The sequence below is a fragment of the Acidovorax sp. Leaf160 genome (assembly GCF_001424265.1).
Taxonomy (GTDB): Bacteria; Pseudomonadota; Gammaproteobacteria; order Burkholderiales; family Burkholderiaceae_C; genus Paracidovorax.
In genome coordinates this window covers 88450-110320 of the sequence record NZ_LMOV01000024.1, presented here as the reverse complement: position 1 = coordinate 110320, position 21871 = coordinate 88450, and the positions used below count along the sequence as shown (strand labels likewise).

The window sequence follows — 21871 nt, the reverse complement described above, 5'->3', positions numbered from 1 at the left end:
GGCGAATCGGCCGGGTCAACGGTAGACCGGGAAGCGGCTGGTCAGCGCATGCACCTTGGCGCGCACGGCGGCCAGGTTGGCTTCGTCGTGCGGATTCTCCAGCACGTCGGCCACCAGGTTCGCGGTGATGCGCGTTTCCTCTTCCTTGAAGCCGCGCGTGGTGATGGCGGGCGTACCCACGCGGATGCCGCTGGTCACCATCGGCTTTTCCGGATCGTTCGGAATCGAGTTCTTGTTGATCGTGATGTGGGCCTGGCCCAGTGCGGCCTCCGCCACCTTGCCGGTGATGCCCTTGGCGCGCAGGTCCACCAGCATGACGTGGCTTTCGGTGCGGCCGCTGATGATGCGCAGGCCGCGCGCGATCAGCGTCTCGGCGAACACCTTGGCGTTCTTCACCACTTGCTGCTGATAGGCCTTGAATTCAGGCGTCAGCGCTTCCTTGAAGGCCACGGCCTTGGCCGCGATGACGTGCTCCAGCGGACCGCCCTGCAGGCCGGGGAAGATGGCGGAATTGATCGCCTTCTCATGCTCGGCCTTCATCAGGATGATGCCGCCGCGCGGGCCGCGCAGGCTCTTGTGCGTGGTCGAGGTGACCACATCGGCGAACGGCACCGGGTTGGGGTACTCGCCGGCAACCACCAGGCCCGCGTAGTGGGCGATGTCCACCCACAGGATGGCGCTGACTTCCTTGGCGATCTGGGCGAAGCGCTCGAAATCGATGCGCAGGCTGTAGGCAGAGGCGCCGGCGATGATGAGCTTGGGCTTGGCCTCGCGGGCCTTGGCTTCCAGCGCGTCGTAGTCGATCTCTTCCTTGTCGTTCAGGCCGTACGAGACGATGTTGAACCACTTGCCGCTCATGTTGAGGGGCATGCCGTGCGTCAGGTGACCGCCTTCGGCGAGGCTCATGCCGAGGATGGTGTCGCCCGGCTTCAGGAAGGCCAGCAGCACGGCCTGGTTGGCCTGCGAGCCGGAGTTGGGCTGCACGTTGGCGGCATCGGCGCCGAAGAGCTGCTTCACCCGGTCGATGGCCAGCTGCTCGATGACGTCGACGTTCTCGCAACCGCCGTAATAGCGCTTGCCCGGATAGCCTTCGGCGTACTTGTTGGTGAGCTGCGAGCCCTGCGCCGCCATGACGGCGGGCGAGGCGTAGTTCTCGCTGGCGATCAGCTCGATGTGTTCTTCCTGGCGAACGTTTTCCGCCTGGATGGCCGCCCACACTTCGGGATCGGCTTGTTCGACAAGAATATGGCGTTGGTACATGGCGTGGCAGTCCTATGAACTTGTGTCCCTTGCAAGAAGGGCTGCCCAGGCGAACGGCGGAACGCACGGCGACGAGATCGGTGCGGCACGCTTCCCAGTGGTCACAGGAGGTGCCTCCTGCCGGATTCCACGTCAGCGGCGGCGCCCTGAAAAGGTCGCCGCGCCTATCGCCAGTCGCGTGCCCCGCTAGTGTAGCCGAGCCGCCCGTGGCCTATGGCGTGGAGGGTCAGCCCTCGGCGCCCGCCAGCAGGGCGACCTTCTCGTTGGCGGGTGCGGCCTCGGGCGCGGCCGTGGCGGTGGTGCCGGTCGAGGAGGCCGGCGCGGCAGGCGCTGGCGTTGCGGGCGCCTTGGTGGACAGCATGGCCGGAGGCGGTGGAGCCATCGGCTGGGGCGTGGTCAGCGGCACCGTGCGGCCTGCAGCCACCTGACGCAGCCGGAAGTGTTCGGCCAGGACCTTCGCAGCGTAGCCGCCATCGTCCGCCAGGTTGGCCGCGCCCACGTAGTGCCGCAGCCCGCCTTCGAGCGAACCGGCCCGGGTGATGCATTCCTGCAGCACCTTCACGCCCACGCGCAAGTTGGAGACGGGGTCGAAGGCCGCGAAGTGGCCGCCGAAGTTGTCGTACTTTTCGGTGTGCACGCGGGTCATCACCTGCATCAGGCCTTGGGCGCCGACCGAGCTTTGCGCGAAGGGGTTGAAGCTGGACTCCACCGCCATGATGGCCAGGATCAAGGTCGGGTCAAGCTTGGTGCGCGAGCCGATGTCGTACGCCTCGGAGACCAGCACGGCCAGAGGCTCGGGTGCCACCCGATACTTCTTGCTCAGCCAGTAAGCGACGGCTGCCTGCTCCTTGGGCAAGTCCTTGGGATTGCTGGCGGTGGCCCGTTCGCTGGCACCGGGCTCCACCGGCGCGCCGAGCATCGCGACCTGGCGCGCCTGCAGCCAGCTGCGCAGTTGCTCTTCGCCTGCATCGCGCAGGTCGGGGCGGGCGGTCAGGGTGATGACCATGAAGGCCACGGCCAGCCCGACGAGGGCAAAACCGCTGTGGGTGATTTCCAGAAAGCCGTCGGTGACATCGGAGACGAACGTTCGTACACCGGCCAACCAAGTTCCTGACGCTGTCATAGCTTTTCCTTTCTGAGTCGAGACCTGTGAAGCACCACCTGGGATCAGGGGGCACTGCCAGGCTTCTCGCCTGGATTGGTACGCCATCGAATTCGCGTCGCACGCAGCAGCGTGTCGATCGTTGCGAACTGACTTAGCCGGGGGTCGGCAGCGGAGTTGGGTTTTTAACCAGCCCTCAAATTCGGGCTGGCGGATTCTAGGAGTGGTCTAAATGCTAGGTCAACACTAACAAATAGATTTCTTAGAACAATATATGATAACAACCCTGTGAAAAATCACAGCCGGTGCCCTTAATCAAGGGTTTATACGGAGGCCGCGCGACACGTCGGTGTCACATTTTTCAAGGCCGTTCCAGACCGCTTCAATGAGATCGTTCGCGATCATTGACGAAACCACTTGCACACCTTGTGCGGGCGCAGTAAGGTGGCCTTGCCTGTTGCGACAGGCATTGCCAAAAGGGCTTTCACGGCGGGTATCGAGGGCGTTCAGCGCCACGTGCCAGCGGCGAGAGTTCCGGATGGCCACCCTTGGAGGCAATACCTTGCTTCCTGCCGAACCGACGCTCATCTCGGGGACGCAAATCGATGGCAACTGGCCTTTGTGCCTGCCGTCAAGCCCGGTGACGAACCTGTTCGTCACCGGGCTTTCTTTTTTTCGTTTGTTTACAAGATGCATGAGGGCGTTTCTGGTCGAATGCCTGTTCCTGCGGCCCGTCCTCCAAGCACCTTGTCATCCATCTTCTCTTCTGCCCGTGCGCGATGGGCTCTGCGCGCCGTCGGCTGCGCAGCGCTCGTGTTCCTTCTGCTCCTGGCCGCTGGCCGGTGGTTGGTGCCCGTGGTGCTCAAATCGCAGCTGGAACAGCGGGGCAGCCAGCAGCTCGGACGCGCCGTGACGATCCGGCAGGTCGACTTCAAACCCTGGTCGCTGGAGTTGGAACTGCACGACCTGGCAGTCGCCAACGCCGAAGGCGAGGGCGCCCAACTGCACATCAAGCGCATCTATATAGATGCAGCACTCCAGTCCCTGGTGCGCCTTGCACCGGTACTGGATGCCCTCCGGGTCGAAGAGCCCGTTTTTCGCTGGGCGCAAACCAGCCCCGGCCGCTACGACATCGACGACGTGATCGAGCGCCTGGCCGAGGGCCGCGGCAACCCGGCGCCGGAGTCCGCCCAGGCGCCCGCACGGCTGGCTCTGTACAACCTGACGGTCTCCGGCGGTGTGGTGGACTACGAAGACCGCGTCGCCGGCCAGCGCCAGTCGTTGCGCGACGTGAGCCTGGCCGTGCCGTTCCTCAGCACCTTGCCCGTGCATCGCGAGGTCAAGGTCAATCCCAGGCTGGCCTTCGAATGGAACGGAAGTCCATTCGAGACCACCGCCGAAGCGACGCCCTTCGCAGCGGACCGCCGGGCCGATGTGCGCCTGCAGGTCCAGCATTTCGACCTGGCGCCCTTCACCCCCTATCTTCCTGCCAGCCTCCCGCTGCGGGTCCAGTCCGGCCGGCTGGATGTCGATCTGAAGGTCGCGTTCGAACAAGCCGCCACGCCGTCCGTGGCGATCTCCGGTGTCGCCAGCGTGAAGGACGCGAAACTGCTCGATCTGCAGGGGCGCGAAGTGGCCGCCTTCGACGCAGTGCACGTGCGGGTGCGCGACCTCCAACCCTTGCAGAGGCATGTCCATCTCGACGCGGTGGAGGGTCTGGGCGTGCATGTGGAATTGCGCCGCGGCGCAGACGGCGCGCTCGATCTCCCCAGGGCACCGGCCGCAGACCGGCCCGGCGAACCCTCGGCAGGGGTCCTGGCCCAGTCCGCCGAGAAGGCAGACGGCTCCACCGCCACCCGCGTTGGGGAGCCCTGGCGCATCGAGGTGGATAGCGCCTCACTCAGGCAGGCCAGCGTGGGCTGGACGGATCAGGCCGCAGGAGGTGCCCGCTGGCAGGCGCGCGGCGTGAACGTCAGCAGCTCGGCCATTGCCTGGCCGCTGAAAAAGCCCTTGCAGTTGCAAGCGGAGGCTGAGGTTTCGGGCGATACCGCACCCGGGCAGGCCGCGCGCCTGACGCTGGCAGGGCAGGCCACCGCCTCGTCCGCTTCCGCAGCAGTGTCTCTTCGGGGTCTGCCGCTCGAACTGGCATCGCCCTATCTGCAAGCCCATCTTCGGCCACGCGTCAGCGGGGCGGTCGATGCCGACCTGGGGCTGGCGTGGAACGGCTCCACCTGGCTGGCCAAGCTGGCCAGGCTGTCTGCGCGGGACGTAGCGGTTTCCTGCGGCGCCCAGACGGCGGCCTGCGCGGCCACCCTGGCCGAAGCCGGCATGTCCCGGGCAGCCCCGCGCCGGCTGGCGGACTGGCGAAGCCTCACCGTGGAAGATGCCTGGGTGCGTCCGGGCGAGCGAGAGGTGCGCATCGGGCGGCTGACCTGGGCCGAGCCACGCGTCCATGTGTCACGCGATGCGGAGGGTCGCTGGGCATTCCAGGACTGGCTGGCACCGTCCCCGGTTGCTGCGAAAGAGGCGCCGGCACCGGCAGCCCCCGGCGATCGTCCCTGGACGGTGACCTTGAGCGAGTCCACCATCGAAGGCGGCGCCGTGGCATTTCGCGATGCCGCAGCCGTGCGGCCTGTGGCGGTCGATCTGTCTTCGCTGCAGGTCCGGCTGCGGGACTTCACGCCGCTCGCGATGGCAGCCCCTTCGGCCCCACCAGCCCCATCGGCTCTCAGCCTGTCGGCCCGGGTGGGCGCCGGGCGCTTCGAGCCGGGCCGCCTGGCTTACGAGGGCACGCTGCGTGCCGCTCCGTTGCAACTGCAGGGCAGGGTGCAGGCCAGCCACCTGCCGCTCCAGGCGCTGGAGCCCTACGTGGCGGACCAGTTGAACGTGCGGATTGCGCGTGCGGAAGGTGGCTTCTCCGGCGATCTGTCGGTGTCGCAGACCGAGCGCGGCACTTCCGTCACGGCGCGGGGTGATGCCACGCTCGACGAGTTGCGCGTGCGCGGTACCGAGGCGAGCGACGGCGCCAGCGCGTCGGACACCACGGCGTCGGTGGGCGGAGCGAGGCGCAATGACCTTCTGCGCTGGAAGTCCCTCGGGCTGCACGGTGTCGATCTGGCGGTCAGTCCCGGCCGCCCCCTGGCCTTGCAGGTGCAGGAAACCGCGCTGACCGACTTCTTCGCCCGCGTGGTCCTGCAGGAAAACGGCCGGGTCAACCTGCAAGAGGCTTTCAGGCCGCAGACCCCCAACGCGCCACCCGCTGCACCCGCGGCCCGGGAAACCACCGCCGCAGGCCCCGCCACAGGTGGTGATGGGGGCAGCGCGCAGGGGCCGGTGCTGGCCTTCGGGCCGATCACGCTCAGCGGCGGCAGCGTGCAGTTCTCCGACCGGTTCGTGAAGCCGAACTACTCTGCGGACCTCACTGAACTGGCCGGCCGCCTGAGTGCGTTTTCCTCCGTGACGCAGGGTGCCGGGGGCGAGGTGCCCATGGCCGATCTGGAACTGCGGGGCAAGGCCGAGGGGACGGCCACCGTGGAGATCAGCGGCAAGGTCAACCCGCTGGCCCAGCCGCTTGCTCTGGACATCCGGGGGCGGATGCGGGACCTGGACCTGCCGGCGCTGTCGCCCTACAGCGTGAAATACGCGGGGCACGGTATCGAGCGCGGCAAGCTCACGATGGATGTCAACTACCGCGTGCTGCCGAACGGCGAGCTGACGGCCAGCAACCGGCTCGTCCTGCGGCAGCTGGTGTTCGGCGAGGCGGTGGAAGGTGCGCCCGCCAGTCTGCCGGTGCGCCTGGCCGTCGCTTTGCTGGCCGACCGCAATGGCGTGATCGACGTCGATCTGCCGATCAGCGGCTCGCTCAACGACCCCCAGTTCAGCCTGGGCTCGGTGATCTGGAAGGTGCTCGGCAACCTCATCGTCAAGGCAGTCACCTCGCCGTTCGCCCTGCTGACCGGCGGTTTCGGCGGCAGCGAGGAGCTGGACAAAGTCGAATTCCAGCCCGGCAGCGCCGTGCTGCAGTCCCCGGCGCAAGCGCGGCTCGACACGGTCGCCAAGGCGCTCGCCGACCGTCCGGCGCTCAGCCTGACGGTGGTGGGCGAAGCGGCGCTGGAAGCCGAGCGGAATGGCTGGAAACGGGAGCGCCTGCAGGATCTGGTGGCGTCCGAGAAGCGCCGCGCCGCCGCACAGGCCGGGCAGGACACGGGCCAGCTCGGGCCGGTCACCGAGGCCGAGTACCTGCCGCTGCTGCGCGAGGCCTATCGCCGGGCCGACATCACCAAGCCGCGCAATCTGGTCGGCATGGCCAAGGACGTGCCGCAGCAGGAGATGGAAAGCCTGCTGCTCGCCAACATTGCCGTGCCGCAGGATGCGATGCGGCAGCTGGCCATCGCCCGGGGGGTGGCCGTGCGCGACTATCTGGCGGCGCAGTCGATCGCCACGGACCGGCTTTTCCTGGGTGCGCCGCGGCCGACCGCCTCCGGCGACGGCTGGACGCCGCATGCGGAGCTGCGCCTGGGGCGGCGCTAGAGAGATTCTTCACGAATCGGCTGCTCTTCACGCGTCGAGCGTCGCCAGCCGCAGAGGCGCCACGCGGGCGTGCGGGAGGTGCTGCAGCGCCTGCGATCGGGAGTCCCCGTGGAGCCCCGCAGCCCGTGCGATGGCCGCCGCCCAGATCGCGCTTGCACTGCGCCGCTCCGTCCCCAACTGCCCTGTCATTCCCTGAACGGCGGTGGCCGCAATGACCCTGCGCCGCTGGCGGCGATCACGCTGCCTTCGGCGCAGAGCAAAACCGGGCGAAAATAGCGTTTTCGATGGCCGGCGCCCACCAGGCGCCCCGTGGCCTTCAGCGCTGGCACCCGGCCGGCCATCCTTCCTCCTTACTGGATCCATGTTCCCTTTCTCCTCCCGCAGCAAAATGTCCGACGCACCTGAAGTGAATCCGGCCCCGGCCAAGGCCTCCGAGCCGCATCCTCTCGATGCGCTGACAGGCGGCGCCTTCTCTGCCTCTACCTCTGGCGAACGCGCTTCGCGCATCCGCGACTGGCTGGCCACGCAGCCCGAGCAAGACCAGTTGCAGGAGGTGTTCAAGGACCTCAGCGCCCGCGACAAGGGTGCCGCACGCGCCGTGCGCGAGCGCCTCGACGAACTGCGTCGCGCCAAGGGGCAGGAAGCCATCGCTGCGGAGTGGGCCGAGAAGGCCCAGGCGCTGCTGTCGGCGCCCAAGCTCAACATCGCAGACGCGATGGCCTGGCAGCGCGACGCCGCCAAGGCAGGCGCTCCGCTCTCGCGCGAACCGCTGTCGGCCCTGAAGGCCCGCCTGGCCGAACGCATCAAGATCATCGAAGACCTGCAGCACCGGGTGCAGGTGCAGCGTGAAGCGGCCGTGCTGCTCGCGCAGCGCATCGAAGTGCTGTCCACCAAGCCTTGGCGTGACGCCCAGGCCGCGCTGGAAGTGCTGCGCGCCGACGTGGGCCGCTGGCAGGAACAGGCCGAGACGCTGACCAGCGACGCGGCCTGGCCGAGCGTGGAAGCGCGTTTTCCGCCGCTGCTCGACGCCTCGCGCTCGCAGCTGCTGCTGGTCTGGGACGCCTTCCAGCCGGCGGTGGCCCAGGCGGCTGCCGCAGCCGACGATGCGAACGCCCCCTTGCCCCCCGTTCCGGTCTGGGCGGACGAGTTGCGCGTGGCCCGTGGTCTGCCGTCCGAGGCGGCGGCCGCCGCTGCCAAGAGCGAGCCGCGCCAACCCGCCAAGCCCAAGGTCGATCCGCAGGTGCGCGACAAGGCCGTGCAGGCCGTCACCGAGGCGCTGGGCAAGCTGGAGCAGGAAACCGCCGAGGGCCATGGCAAGGCCAGCGCCGGGGCCGCTGCCGCGCTGCGCGCAGTGCTGAAGACCCAGGGCAAGCACATCGATGGCGCGCTGGAGCAGCGCGTGCATACCGCGCTGGTGGCGGCCGGTGAACTGGAAGGCTGGCAGCGCTGGAGTGCCGACCAGGTCCGGGAAGACCTGGTGGCGCGGGCGGAAGGCCTGCTCAAGCGGCCTGATGGCCAGGCGCTGGGCGGCCGCAAGATGCAGGAAACCCTGCGCCAGCTGCGTGACCAGTGGAAGCAGGCCGACCAGGGTGGGCCGGCCAACCATGCGCTCTGGAAGAAATTCGACGAAGCCTGCAATGCAGCGCACAAGGTCGTGGAGGCCTGGCTGGAGAAAGTGCGCGCCGATGCCGCCGAGCACAAGGCCCAGCGCGTGGCGCTCATCGAAGAGCTGAAGGCCTGGACCCAGGACCAGCTGCCTGCGATGACTTCGGACCTGAAGGCCGTCAACCGCGCCTTGCACCAGTTCAGCGACCGCTGGCGCGATGGCGGCCATGTCGGCGAGAAGGTGTTTGCCGAACTGCAGCCGCAGTGGAAACAGGCATTCGCCGCAGCTGCCGCTCCGCTGGAGAACGCCCAGAAGGACAGCGTGGCCCGCCGCCACGCCATGATCGAAGAGGCCGGCCAGCTGGGCGCTGCGCCCAGCCTGCGGGTGGATGCGGTCAAGTCGCTGCAGCAGCGCTGGCAGGCCGAAGCCCAGTCGGTTCCGCTGGACCGCAAGCACGAGCAGAAGCTGTGGGACGCCTTCCGCAAGCCCATCGACGAAGCATTCAACCGCAAGACCACGGAGCGCGAGCGGGCGACCACCGAGATGAGCGCCCGCGACCGCGCTGTGCTGGATGCCTCGAAGGCTCTGGAAGCGGCCAATGCCAGCGGCGATGCCCAGCGCATTCGCGGCGCCATGGCCGATCTGGAAAGCGCGCTGCGCAGCCAGGCTCTGGGCGACAAGGCGGCGGCAGACAAGGCTGCCAAGGACAATGCGCCTGCAGCGCCCGTGGAGTCTGGTTCGGATGCTACTGAAAATGTAGCATCTGACGCCGATGCCGCTGGTGCGGAGCCGACGACTGCCGCTCCCGAAGCCGCACCCGCGCCTAAGCCGGCACCACGCCCTGTGGTGGCCGTGCGGGGCGATGACCGCCCTGGCATGCGGAAAGATGCTCCCGCGCCTGCGAGTGGCCGCGGCCGTCCTGACGGCCGGGGTGGCAGGGATGGTGCACGGGGGCCGCGCGATGCCGGTCGGCCGGGCGGTGACCGTTTCGGCGCCGACCGCGGCGGGCGCTTCGGCGGTCGCGGCGATGCGCCGGAGGCGCGGGGACCGCGTCTGGGCGACGCCGCTTTCCGCGCCCAGCGTGACGCCATCGAACACGCCCAGGCGGCTTTGCGCAAGTTGGCTGCACAGGCCCACGGCGAGGCGCTGACCCAGGTGCTGTCTGCATGGAGCCAGCGTGACCCGGCCTTGCTGCCGAGTGCGCAGGAACTCGGCGGGCAGGTCAATTCCGCGACCCGCACGGCGTGGGCCCAGGCGCTCGCTTCCGCGCCAGCCGGTGATGCGTCGCAGTCGTTGCTGCGTCTGGAGATGGCCGCGGAGGTGCCGACGCCTGCGGAGCAGCTGTCCGATCGCCGCGCACTGCAGCTGCAATTGCTCACCCGGCGCAACGACCCCGCGCCGATCCAGACCTGGGGCCAGGACGCAGCCCGCGTGCTGGCCAGCGCCAGCGATGACGCCACGGCACGCCGTCTGCAGAACGCGCTCAAGGCGCTGCTGCGCAAGTAAGCGACACGCCGGCACCCTGAGGTGCCGGATTCAGCGCCTACCGGCGCGAGGGGCGTGAGGAGCGCGTGGAGCGCGAGGGAGGTGGGGCCTCTCCCCGAACTGCTGCTCCAGTTGCGTGATGGGCGTCCCCGCCGAAAGCCGCTGGAGGTGAAGGGCTGGGCGGCAACTGCGCCAGCGCCCTGGTCGGTCGCTGCGGCGAGCAGACGAAAAAAAAGCCGCTGTGTTCACAGCGGCTTTTATCAAATTTGGTGCCCAGGAGAGGACTCGAACCTCCACGATGTTACTCGCTAGTACCTGAAACTAGTGCGTCTACCAATTCCGCCACCTGGGCATTTCAGGAAAGATCGAATTATAGAACATATTTTTGCCCGTTCACGCAAATTCCTGTTTTTGTGTCTTCGCCCGCAGGAGTCGGTGACCCTAGGCGCCGGGTGAGGGGCGCGCCGGGCGGGGAAGCTCAGCGCGAAACGTTCCGGAAAATAAAAAAGCCGCTTTGTGCAAAGCGGCTTTTCTTTTCGAAACCCTGACGGGTTCTCGTTAAACTTGGTGCCCAGGAGAGGACTCGAACCTCCACGATGTTACTCGCTAGTACCTGAAACTAGTGCGTCTACCAATTCCGCCACCTGGGCTTTCAGGAGGGTAGGGACAGTTCATTACTGAACCATCCCCCCCTAAGAACCGGACTTGCGACTTTCACCGCATCCGGCTCAAGCACAACACTATCCGTATTGTGCGAAGACTCAGATTGTACCCTAAGTTTTCGCCTTCTTCGGACTCGAAGCCCCATGTGGGGCCGGTTTCGCTACCGTCAGACCCAAGGCGTGCAGTCTGATGTGGCAGACCGGGTGCAGTAGCACCCGGTTGTAGAGAGCATCCGACCCGCCATCCACTTTGCGAACAATGTGGTGGTCGTGCCATCCCTTCTCGTAGTCCAAGGGCTGTGCGCAAAGTGCACACTGCCCCGCCTGGGACACATACAGCATGGTTGTTTCGGCCCTGTACGCGATGCTTCGCAGCATGCGCTTCGTCCTCAATTTCTCGCCGTACGCTTCCCACGATGGATCGAAGGGGTTGTAGTCCGCCTTGATCTTTTCGTGCCTCACGATCTCTGTATCCGCGAGCTTCAACAGCTTTTTCGTGAATGGACCTTCTGCCGTCTTGACGGTTGCAGCGAACTCATTCCTCTCGTTGATGCGCTGCCAGTAACGGTTCGCACACCACTTCGGGGACTTGTTTGGATGGCGCCGTCTCGCCCAGCGGACAAGCCGCCAGTAGATCAAGTTGTCCATCTTGTTGAAGGTTTCTTTTACCACCACCGGATGGTGGTACTGCGCCCAGCCCCGAAGGATAGGGTTCAGTTTGGCGATGAGATCCTCCTGCTTCACCATCGCATGTGTCTTTACGATCTCCCTGACCTTGCTGTAGAGCGCTTGCGCGTTCTTCTTGCTTGGCTTGATGAGTAGTTTTCCCGCGTACTTGCGGAAATTCCACCCCAGAAAGTTGAAGCCGTCATCAATGTGGGCGACCCTTGTCTTATCCGGCGACAGTTGCAACCCTCTTTGTGCGAGGAATGCTTCGATCCACGGCCTGACTTCTGTCTCCAGCAACTCCTTGGAGTCGCCGGTGATGACGAAATCGTCTGCGTACCGGATTACATTGACTTTCAGCTTCAAGGCGCGAGACCTGAACCGCGCTTTGAGGTGCGCGGCCAAGCCGGATTCGAGCCCGTTCAGACACATGTTCGCCAAGGTTGGCGAAATGATGCCGCCTTGCGGCGTTCCTTCGTCAGTCGGCGAGAAGTGACCCTGGTGGATCACCCCGGCTTTCAGCCACTTGCGCAGGATTGCCTTGTCCGTGGGGACGTGGCGCACCAGCCAGTCGTGGTTGATGTGGTCGAAACAGCCTCGGATGTCCGCCTCCAGCACCCATGGGGCCGAAGCCTTTTTGGATGTGCAGACGAATATCTGGCCCATGGCATCGGCCGTGGAGCGATTTCTCCTGAACCCATAGGAGTTCGGGTCGCTCGTGCTTTCCGCCACGGGCTCTAGTCCTAGCAGGTGAAGTGCCTGCATGGCCCGGTCGAACATGATTGGAATGCCCAGGGGGCGCTCCTTCCCGTTCGATTTTGGGATGTAGACCCGCCGCAAGGGCAGGGGCCTATACCCTCGTTGCTGTTTCAACAAACCGATTGCCGCCCATTTCAGGAGCGGAGTGTCCCAAAGTTGGCGATCGACCCCTGCCGTTCGCTTGCCTTGGTTTTCGGTCACCCGCCTTACCGCCAGAGCTCTGGCGGAGTGCGAGTGGATCAAGGATCGTTGGAGTGCTTTCACCCGCCGCCAATCCTGTCCTTGCGTCGCCTTCGCGATCTTTTGCTGCATCGTTCGCACAAACCTTTCAACTCGCTGCCAGTCAATGGCGTGCCAGTTGGCGGGTTCGCGTGAGGATGCAGGCTCGCTGTTGCCAGCAAGTTTTCTCATGCTTTCCTCTTTGAGTTAGACCCATCGAGGACGCACTTCTCCCCCGAAGGGGAATGGAGCATCCCTTCGGGGTCGATTGAACTTAGACAGCCGTCTCGCGACGGTTGCACCAAGTGGAAGTTTGCACGCTTTCGCGTTGGGGCAAAGTTGGAACCCCTATGCCACCCGTTACAGGCAGCCGTTCGCTTTTTCCACCATCCCATACCCCCTCATCCAACAGGTTGCCTTGCGGCTTCCCTGCCTGCGTGCCGAAGCACGCAGGCGGGTGGTGGGGCTTACCACGTTCCCTGATCTACCGATCTTGGCGGTTTGCGCCGCTTCGATCTCTCCAATTAGGGCCCATCTTTCCTGGGGCTGCATATTGACGACGTATTCCCACTTTCCACAGGAATAGCCAGCAGCGCACCTTTTGGTTACGGCCTATCAGCAGATTTGGCCGTTCAATCTTCACCCAGGTTCTGACGATGGTTCACTTATGTTGCCCATATGGAACTAGCCTAGCCCCCTCGGCCGCCTTTCTGCTGGCAGCTTCCAGCTACACCCTCGCGGGCGTAGCTGCTACCGAAGTAGGGGTTCATTGTTGAGTGGGCTTCACACAGGGTCATTACTGTCCCTGCATGCCACTCTAGGCTACTCGCGGTCGCACGCGAGGTCACAGCGGTCCGTTGCCGGATGTATGACAAGGCAGATCAGAGCAGGACGCTCTGAATGGTTTACTCAGAAACGAGCTGCGCACGCGGCAGACAAAGCTCCGCTTGTGGCGTGCTCGTCGGCTATGTGCGCGAGCGCCACAAACGGCATCTCTGCCGCTTTCAATATAAAGTCACTCGATAGAGTGACCTTGATGAGATAGCTCGGTTGCCCGTCTATCTTCTATTAAAGCCCGTCCTTGCGGATCAAGCTGTGGGATGATCAGGGTGAGCCGAGCATCTGTTTTATGCCCGCCGAAGCGGGTGAGTAAATTGCTAATATTTAACGAGGCAGCTACCTCATTCAGAACGACGCGTTACGTGTCGCACGGAAAGACTTAGATTGTATATCAAAAAATTGAACACCGGCGCCAATCAGACGTCGAGCACCGAAGAAATTGAAGGCAGCGTGCAGGGGCACCGGGATGGCCACGGGTTCGTACTGCGTGACGACGGCGAGGGAGACATCTATCTGCCGCCCAACGAGATGCGGGCCGTGCTTCACAAGGACCGCGTGCGGGTGCGCATCGTCCGCCAGGACCGGCGGGGACGGCCCGAGGGCCGCGTGGTAGAAATCGTCGAGCGGCCGGCTCAGCCGCTGATCGGCCGGCTGCTGCAGGAAAGCGGCGTTTGGCTGGTGGCGCCCGAAGACAAGCGCTATGGCCAGGATGTGTTGATACCCAAGGGTGCCACGGGCTCGGCCAAGCCGGGCCAGGTGGTGGTGGTCGAACTCACGGAGCCGCCGGCGCTGTTCGGTCAGCCCGTGGGCCGCATCAAGGAAGTGCTGGGCGAGGTCGATGACCCCGGCATGGAAATCGAGATCGCCGTGCGCAAATATGGCGTGCCGCACGAGTTCTCGGAGGCCTGCCTGGCGCAGGCCAAGGCGCTGCCCGACAAGGTGCGCGCGCAGGACAAGCGCAAGCGTGTCGACCTGACCGACGTGCCGCTGGTCACCATCGACGGCGAGGACGCCCGCGATTTCGACGACGCCGTCTATTGCGAGCCCGCCAAGGTGGGCCGTGCCAAGGGCTGGCGCTTGCTGGTCGCCATTGCCGACGTGAGCCATTACGTGGAGACCGGCAGCGACATCGACATCGATGCCTATGACCGCGCGACGAGCGTTTACTTTCCCCGGCGCGTCATTCCGATGCTGCCGGAGAAGCTGTCCAACGGCCTGTGCTCCTTGAACCCTGAGGTGGAGCGGCTGTGCATGGTCTGCGACATGCTGGTCACGGCCAAGGGGGAGGTGCACGCCTACCAGTTCTACCCGGCCGTGATGTACAGCCACGCGCGCTTTACCTATACCGAGGTCGCGGCCATTTTGGCGAACACCCGCGGGCCGGAGGCCACCAAACGCAAGGCCCGCGTGCAGGATCTGCTTCATCTGCACGACGTGTACCGCGCGTTGCTGGCGGCGCGGCAGGTGCGGGGTGCGGTCGATTTCGAGACCACCGAAACGCAGATCATCTGTGACGACAACGGCCGGATCGAAAAGATCGTGCCGCGCACGCGCAACGAGGCGCACCGCCTGATCGAGGAAGCCATGCTGGCGGCCAACGTCTGCAGCGCCGACTTCATCGCGCAAGGCAAGCAGCCGGGCCTGTTCCGCGTGCATGAGGGCCCCACGCCCGAGAAGCAGGAGATCCTGCGCAATTACCTCAAAGCCATGGGCGTGGGCATGACCATCGGCGACGACCCGAAGCCGTCGGAATTCCAGGCCATCGCCGCCGCGACCAAGGACCGTCCTGACGCCCAGCAGATCCACACCATGTTGCTGCGCTCCATGCAGCAGGCGATCTACACGCCGGTGAACAGCGGCCACTTCGGGTTGGCGTTCGAGGCCTATACCCATTTCACCAGCCCCATCCGCCGCTACCCGGACCTGCTGGTGCACCGGGTCATCAAGGCGATTCTGGGTCAGACGAAATACAAGCTGCCGGCGCTGCCTACGCCGGGGGAGGCGCATGCCAAGCTCGCCAAGCGGCTGGCCGCCCGCGTGGCGGCGCCATCCAACAAGCCCCGCAAGGAGGCTCCTCCGCCCTCCAAGGAACTTCAGGCCTGGGAAGCCGCCGGCCTGCATTGCAGCGCCAACGAACGGCGGGCGGATGAAGCCAGTCGCGATGTGGAGGCCTGGCTGAAATGCAAGTACATGCGCGAGCATCTGGGCGAGGAATATTCCGGTGTGGTCAGCTCCGCGACCAGCTTCGGGATCTTCGTCACCCTCGACGCCATGTATGTAGAAGGGCTGGTGCACATCACCGAACTGGGTGGGGAGTACTTCAAGTTCGACGAGGCGCGCCAGGAATTGCGCGGCGAGCGGACCGGCATCCGTTACGCCATCGGCACCCGCGTGAACGTCCAGGTCAGCCGGGTGGACCTCGACGGCCGCAAGATCGACTTCCGGCTGGTCAAGGACGGCGAGGCCTACGCGCCCGCCAAGCCGCCACGGGAGCGGGAACGCGAACGCGAACGCGGCGGCGATGCAGCCCGTGCCCCACGCGGTGATGCCGGGCAGGAAGACGCTGGGCCGTCCGTGCGCAGTGGCCGCGGCTCGCGCTTGCGGAGCGCGGCGGCCAAGGACCGTGCCGCGCGTGGTGCCAGCGCGCCTGCCAAAGCGCCGGCCAAGAAGCCTGCTGGCAAGAGCGCATCCAAGTCCCGCCGCTCCCGGCGTTGACAGGCGGCCTGCTGGGCCGGCTGGCTTGCCGGCGCAGGCTCGCAGCCCGCAGGCCATAGGCCCGGGCTGCCACGGCCCACCCGGAGAACCCGGCGAACCCGGTGAACCCCGGTTGCCTGGGGTCTGCGGGCGGAGCAGATCGGGGGCGGGCGGCGTTTGCAGCCAGGCCACCCCATCCGCATTTTGGAAGGTGAATATCGTGACAACGAAGAACAAAGTGGCCATCGTGACCGGCGCGGGCACCGGCATCGGGAGGGCAGCCTCGCTCGCCCTGCTGCGCGACGGATGGACCGTGGTGCTGAGCGGCCGGCGACCCCAGCCGCTGCAGTACGTGGCCGAGGAATCTGCAGCGGGGCAGAGGGTGTTGGCTGTTCCTTGCGATGTCTCCGACCCCCAGTCGGTCCGCGCGCTCTTCGACCGCACGGTGGAGGTCTTCGGCCGGGTCGATCTGCTTTTCAACAACGCGGGCGTGGGTGCGCCGGCTGTCCCCATCGACGAGTTGCCCATCGAACAATGGAAGCAGGTGGTGGATATCAACCTGAGCGGCATGTTCTATGGCATCCAGAACGCCTTTCGGGTGATGAAGGCCCAGTCGCCGAGAGGCGGGCGCATCATCAACAACGGTTCGATCTCGGCGCACACGCCCCGGCCTCATTCCATCGCGTACACGGCTACCAAGCATGCGGTGCTCGGCTTGACGAAAACCGCGTCGCTGGACGGGCGCCACCACGACATCGCCGTGGGTCAGATCGACGTGGGCAATGCCGGCACCGAACTGGCCCAGCGCATGACCCAGGGAGTGATGCAGGCCCATGGGCAGGTCGCGCCAGAGCCACTCATGGACGTCGACATCGTTGGTCAGTCCGTGCTCTACATGGCCAACCTGCCGCTGGAAGCCAATGTCATGTTCCACACCGTCATGGCGACGAAGATGCCGTTCGCCGGCCGTGGCTAGCGGCGCAAAGCCGGCATGTAGCGCGCCAGCGGCTGCGGTGCGGCCCTGGCGCGGCCTGCTCTGCGGGGTGTTTGCCCTGGCTGCGCTTTTGCCTGGATGGACCCGCGCCCAGACGTTGAGTGCGGCCGACATGGCGCCGCGCATGCTGGCCTGCGCGGCCTGTCACGGCAAGGAGGGGCGCTCCACGCCCGAAGGTTACTTTCCGCGCATTGCCGGCAAGCCTGTGGGCTATCTCTACAACCAACTGCAGAATTTCCGGGACGGCCGCAGGAACTACGCCCCGATGGCGCATCTGCTGCGGCACATGACCGACGCGTACCTGTGGGAGATCGCCAGTTACTTCGCCGCCCAGGACCTCCCGTATCCGCCGGCGGCAGCGGCGAAGGTGCCGGCGTCCACGCTGGATCGGGGTGCGCAGCTCGCGCTGCACGGGGATGCTGCGCGCGGGATTCCGGCGTGCGCCCAGTGCCATGGCCCGGCCCTGGCGGGCGGCGGAAGCTACGTTCCCGGACTGCTGGGCTTGCCGCGCGACTACATCAACGGGCAGATCGGCGCATGGAAGGCGGGGCAGCGGCGTGCCCATGCACCTGACTGCATGGCTCGCGTGGCCAACGCCCTCACGCCGGAGGATATCGGTGCCGTATCGGCCTGGCTGTCTGCCCAGGCGGTGCCGCCGCCGTCCTCCACCTCCTCGGTCAGCCTGCCCCTTCCCTGGCCCTGTGGTGGCATCGGAGCCGCGGCTCCCATGAAGGAGGCGCCGTGAGGCGCAGCCGGGCAGGGCGCTGGTGGGCGGTCGCCCTTGCGACGGCCGCCGCGCTGGTGCTTCTGGCGGTGGTGACCCTCTGGCATGCGGCCGGCGGCTTGCAGGGCCCGGGGGTGGCTGCGACAGGGACGGCCGCAGCGCTCCAGCCGGTGTCGCACGTGCAGGACACGGGCACCGTCCAGCGCGGCGAATATCTGGCGCGGCTGGGCAATTGCATGGGCTGTCACACCGCGGCGGGCGGGGCGGCGTTCGCCGGCGGGCGAGGGATCGAGACGCCTTTCGGCACGGTCTACGCTCCCAATCTCACGCCGGACATCGGCACCGGCCTGGGACGCTGGACCGCGGACGACTTCTGGGGCGCCATGCATCATGGCAAGTCGCGGGACGGCAGGTTGCTGTATCCGGCGTTTCCCTATCCCAGCTACACCTACGTCACGCGCCAGGATGCCGACGACCTCTTCGGCTATCTGCGTTCGCTGCCTGCGGTCGAGCAGGCGAATCGGCCCCATACGCTGCGGTTTCCCTTCAGCACCCCGCTGGCCCTGGCGGCCTGGCGGGCGCTGTATTTCCGGCCGCAGGCCTGGGCCGCCGACGCGGCGCGCCCGCCGGAGTGGAACCGCGGGGCCTACCTGGTGCAAGGGCTGGGGCACTGCGCCGCCTGCCACGCACCCCGCAACAGCTGGGGCGCCACCGTCGATGCCGCCGGCCTGCGCGGCGGCATGATGCCGGTGCAGAACTGGCTGGCCCCCTCCCTTGCAGCACCGGAGGAGGCGGGCGTGTCGGACTGGCCGGTCGACGAGATCGTGTCGCTGCTTCAAACCGGCCAGACCCCGCGCGCCACGGTATCGGGCCCGATGGCCGAGGTCGTCTTCGGCAGCACGCAGTATCTGCGGGCGGAAGACGCACGCGCCATGGCGGTATATCTGCAGTCTTTGCCGGTGCAGGCTGGCCGCCACCCGCAGGAGGTTCCGGCGCCCCACGCGGCCGTGATGGAGCGGGGGCGGGCGGTCTACGCGTCCCGCTGTGCCCAGTGTCATGGCGACGCGGGGCAGGGGCGGGACGGCCATTTTCCGGCGCTGGCCGGCAACCGGGCGGTCAATCTGCACAACCCTGCCAATCTGGTGCGCATGGTGCTGGAAGGGGGTTACGCGCCAGCGACGACCGGAAACCCGTGGCCTGCTGGAATGCCGCCTTTCAACCAGGTGCTCGGCGACGAGGACATTGCCGCCGTGCTGAGCTATGTGCGCAATGCCTGGGGTAACCGGGCCGCTGCGTTGGGCGCCATCGACGTCTATCGCGTGCGAGAGCGGCGCGCTCCGGGTTAAGCTTGCCCGAATGGCGGTGCGTCGCGCGAAAGACTGCGCCCGCCCGGCGAGCGGACCTCGGGGCAGCGCTGGGTCAGGTCGCAACGCCGCATCCGGCGGCGGCGGCTGCTGCTGCCGCCGTGCGGCGAACGCATTCGCCCCGATGCGGGCGCGCTCAGCCACACGCCCGCACCCCTCTCGATTCCAGAAAGACCCTTGTCCCATGCCACTTCCCGCTGCAATGCTCCCCTCGGAAGATGCACCCGATGCCGAAAACCTGTGGGTCGTCTGCCTTTGCGCTGAGTGGTGTGGTGTGTGCAGGGATTACCGCGCGCTGTTCGATGGGCTGGCCGCAGCGCATCCGCAGGCCCGTTTCGTCTGGGTGGATGTGGAAGACGAGGCGGAGCTGGCGGGCGAGGTCGACGTGGACACGTTCCCCACGCTGTTGCTGGCGGCGGACGGCGCCGCGCGCTTTCTCGGCCCGTTGCTGCCGCAAGCCGGCGTGCTCAAGCGGTTGTTGGACAACATCCACGAACAAGCGCCGCTGCCGGCCGCACATGAAGCCCAGGCGTTGTTTGCGCGCATCACCGCGAAGCACGGCTGAAACCTGGCATGGTGCGCACAGTGTGCCAGGTTGCTGGCAAATCAATGCGTTACCGGCTACAATAGGACTCTCACGACCAACCGGGCGGGTACTCACCGCCCGTTTTTTTTGGGCGTTTATTTTTCCAGCTCGAAGCTGCCGGGAATGATTCGGGCGGTTGTCGGGTTTTTTGTATTTCCGGACACAGAACTGAACCACACGTGGCACTGCAAGAGATCGTCGAACAAACCGTCAGCGGGCTGGGCTATGACCTGGTGGAAATCGAGCGCTCCGCTGGGGGGCTGCTGCGCATCACCATCGATCACCCCTGGGTGCCCCCGGTTTCGCCAGGCGAGCCAGACGAGCCAGGTGCGGGCGGGGCTGCCGATGCGCTGCCCGAGCAGTTCGTGACGGTGGAAGATTGCGAGAAGGTGACCCGCCAGCTGCAGTTCGCGCTGGAAGTGGACGGCGTGGAATACAAGCGCCTGGAAGTCTCGTCGCCCGGTATCGATCGCCCTCTGCGTCACGAGCAGGATTTCGTGCGATTCACCGGCGAGGTGATCGACCTCACGCTCAAGGCCCCGCTGGGCGCCGCCGCCGAGGGCCAGGTGAACGCCAATCGCAAGAAGTTTCGCGGCACGCTGGAGCGGGCCGAGTCGGGTGGCTGGCAGATCGTCTGGAGTGACGAGCCCGCGCCCAAGCCGGGCCAGCGCGTGAGCAAGAAGCGTGTGCCCGCGCCGCTGCAGGCCCTGGGCTTCACGCTGGATGAACTGAAGGACGCCCGGCTCGCACCGCTGGTGGACTTCAAGGGCCGGGGTGCCAAGGCGGGCCAGGCCGACGCCTGAACCAGCAAGAACAATATCGGGCCGTTGCCAGCGCACCGGTCCTCGAGTGATTGAAATAGGAGAGTCGTCGCATGAATCGCGAACTGTTGATGTTGGTCGAAGCCATTTCGCGCGAAAAGAACGTGGAGCGCGATGTGGTGTTTGGTGCCGTGGAGTTGGCGCTGGCCCAGGCTACGAAGAAGCTGTACCCCGGCGAGGTGGACATCCGCGTGTCGATCGATCGTGACAGCGGCAATTACGAGACTTTCCGTCGCTGGCTGGTCGTGCCCGACGATGCCGGTCTGCAGAATCCGGAAGCCGAAGAGCTGCTGATGGATGCGCGCGACCGGATTGCGGACATCGAAGTCGGCGAGCACATCGAAGAAGGCGTGGAATCGGTGCCCATCGGCCGTATCGGTGCCATGGCCGCCAAGCAGGTGATCCTGCAGAAGATCCGCGACGCCGAGCGTGAGATGCTGCTCAACGACTTCATGTCGCGTGGCGAAAAGATCTTCACCGGCACGGTCAAGCGCATGGACAAGGGCGACATCATCGTCGAGTCCGGCCGTGTGGAAGGCCGGCTGCGCCGCTCCGAAATGATCCCGAAGGAAAACCTGCGCAATGGCGACCGCGTGCGCGCCATGATCATGGAGGTGGACCTGACGCTGCGTGGCGCCCCGATCATCCTGTCGCGTTCGGCGCCGGAGTTCATGATCGAGCTGTTCCGCAACGAAGTGCCCGAGATCGAGCAGGGCCTGCTCGAGATCAAGAGCTGCGCCCGCGATGCCGGCAGCCGCGCCAAGATCGCCGTGCTGTCGCACGACCGCCGCGTGGACCCCATCGGCACCTGCGTGGGCGTGCGGGGAACGCGCGTCAATGCGGTGACGAACGAGCTGGCTGGCGAGCGGGTGGACATCGTGCTGTGGTCGGAAGACCCAGCCCAGTTCGTCATCGGCGCGTTGGCACCCGCCAACGTGTCGTCCATCGTGGTGGACGAGGAAAAGCACGCCATGGACGTGGTGGTGGACGAGGAAAACCTCGCCATCGCCATTGGCCGTGGCGGCCAGAACGTGCGGCTGGCTTCCGACCTGACGGGCTGGAAGATCAACATCATGGACGCGGCCGAATCCGCCCAGAAGCAGGCGACCGAAACCGACACCTCGCGCCGCCTGTTCATGGAGAAGCTCGATGTGGACGAGGAGATCGCCGACATCCTGATCGCCGAAGGTTTCGCCAGTCTGGAAGAAGTGGCCTATGTGCCGATCCAGGAAATGCTGGAGATCGAGAGCTTCGACGAAGACACGGTCAACGAACTGCGCGCTCGCGCCAAGGACGCCCTGCTGACGATGGAAATCGCCCGCGAGGAAAGCGTCGAAGGCGTCTCGCAGAACCTGCGTGACCTGGAGGGCCTGACGCCCGAACTGATTGCCAAGCTGGCGGAAGGTGGCGTGCACAGCCGCGACGACCTGGCTGACTTGGGCGTAGATGAACTGACTGATTTGACCGGACAGTCACCGGAAGATGCCAAAGCCTTGATCCTGAAGGCTCGTGAACATTGGTTCGCAGGGCAGCCAGAGTAAGGGTAGGGAGGTACGAAT

13 protein-coding genes, 2 tRNA genes and 1 riboswitch are annotated in these 21871 nt (G+C 66.0%); of the genes, 9 read left to right on the top strand and 6 right to left on the bottom strand.

Going from position 1 to position 21871, the window contains the following annotated elements:
- Positions 1-15: 15 nt before the first annotated feature.
- The 3 genes from glyA to ASF94_RS21355 form a co-directional block, all read right to left on the bottom strand.
- Positions 16-1260 carry a serine hydroxymethyltransferase gene (glyA, locus tag ASF94_RS14090; protein WP_056667534.1) on the bottom strand — a complete coding sequence of 415 codons (1245 nt, stop codon included), beginning with the start codon at positions 1258-1260 and terminating at the stop codon, positions 16-18.
- Between the two features lie 36 nt (positions 1261-1296).
- Positions 1297-1448, bottom strand: a riboswitch (ZMP/ZTP riboswitch).
- A gap of 38 nt (positions 1449-1486) precedes the next feature.
- On the bottom strand, positions 1487-2383 hold the full coding sequence (locus tag ASF94_RS14085) for a lytic transglycosylase domain-containing protein (RefSeq protein WP_056667531.1): 897 nt from the start codon (positions 2381-2383) through the stop codon (positions 1487-1489).
- A gap of 294 nt (positions 2384-2677) precedes the next feature.
- On the bottom strand, positions 2678-3058 hold the full coding sequence (locus tag ASF94_RS21355) for a hypothetical protein (RefSeq protein WP_156382546.1): 381 nt from the start codon (positions 3056-3058) through the stop codon (positions 2678-2680).
- Positions 3059-3175: 117 nt separating this feature from the next.
- Between ASF94_RS21355 and ASF94_RS14080 the strand changes: the two genes are divergently transcribed.
- Positions 3176-6892 carry a DUF748 domain-containing protein gene (locus ASF94_RS14080; protein ID WP_235505375.1) on the top strand — a complete coding sequence of 1239 codons (3717 nt, stop codon included), beginning with the start codon at positions 3176-3178 and terminating at the stop codon, positions 6890-6892.
- Positions 6893-7253: 361 nt separating this feature from the next.
- Positions 7254-10004, top strand: coding sequence for a DUF349 domain-containing protein (locus ASF94_RS14075; protein ID WP_056667526.1), 2751 nt, complete (start codon positions 7254-7256; stop codon positions 10002-10004).
- Between the two features lie 246 nt (positions 10005-10250).
- On the opposite strand, the gene ASF94_RS14070 is transcribed toward ASF94_RS14075, so the two are convergent.
- From ASF94_RS14070 to ltrA, 3 genes are all read right to left on the bottom strand, one after another.
- Positions 10251-10335: transfer RNA gene (locus ASF94_RS14070), tRNA-Leu, on the bottom strand.
- A gap of 213 nt (positions 10336-10548) precedes the next feature.
- Positions 10549-10633: transfer RNA gene (locus ASF94_RS14065), tRNA-Leu, on the bottom strand.
- Between the two features lie 123 nt (positions 10634-10756).
- Positions 10757-12481 carry a group II intron reverse transcriptase/maturase gene (gene ltrA / locus ASF94_RS14060; protein ID WP_056667524.1) on the bottom strand — a complete coding sequence of 575 codons (1725 nt, stop codon included), beginning with the start codon at positions 12479-12481 and terminating at the stop codon, positions 10757-10759.
- A gap of 1032 nt (positions 12482-13513) precedes the next feature.
- On the opposite strand from ltrA, the gene rnr reads away from it, so the two are divergent.
- From rnr to nusA, 7 genes are all read left to right on the top strand, one after another.
- Entirely contained in the window at positions 13514-15844 is a 2331-nt protein-coding gene (gene rnr, locus ASF94_RS14055; protein WP_056667521.1) for a ribonuclease R, read from the top strand.
- A 199-nt stretch (positions 15845-16043) separates the two neighbouring features.
- Positions 16044-16799, top strand: a complete 756-nt coding sequence (locus tag ASF94_RS14050; RefSeq protein ID WP_056668123.1) for an SDR family oxidoreductase — start codon at positions 16044-16046, stop codon at positions 16797-16799.
- Between the two features lie 130 nt (positions 16800-16929).
- Complete coding sequence (locus ASF94_RS14045) at positions 16930-17562, top strand: c-type cytochrome (RefSeq protein ID WP_056668120.1); 633 nt, start codon at positions 16930-16932, stop codon at positions 17560-17562.
- The gene (locus ASF94_RS14040; RefSeq protein WP_156382545.1) at positions 17559-18887 is read left to right on the top strand and encodes a cytochrome c; all 1329 of its coding nucleotides are present in this window, start codon (positions 17559-17561) and stop codon (positions 18885-18887) included. Before ASF94_RS14045 ends, ASF94_RS14040 begins: the two co-directional genes overlap by 4 nt.
- Before the next feature lie 202 nt (positions 18888-19089).
- Positions 19090-19470, top strand: a complete 381-nt coding sequence (locus ASF94_RS14035; RefSeq protein ID WP_056667514.1) for a co-chaperone YbbN — start codon at positions 19090-19092, stop codon at positions 19468-19470.
- A gap of 200 nt (positions 19471-19670) precedes the next feature.
- Positions 19671-20294: a ribosome maturation factor RimP gene (rimP, locus tag ASF94_RS14030; protein ID WP_056667510.1), complete on the top strand. Its 624-nt coding sequence runs from the start codon at positions 19671-19673 to the stop codon at positions 20292-20294.
- Between the two features lie 71 nt (positions 20295-20365).
- The gene (gene nusA, locus ASF94_RS14025) at positions 20366-21853 is read left to right on the top strand and encodes a transcription termination factor NusA (RefSeq protein WP_056667507.1); all 1488 of its coding nucleotides are present in this window, start codon (positions 20366-20368) and stop codon (positions 21851-21853) included.
- The last annotated feature ends 18 nt before the right edge of the window (positions 21854-21871 follow it).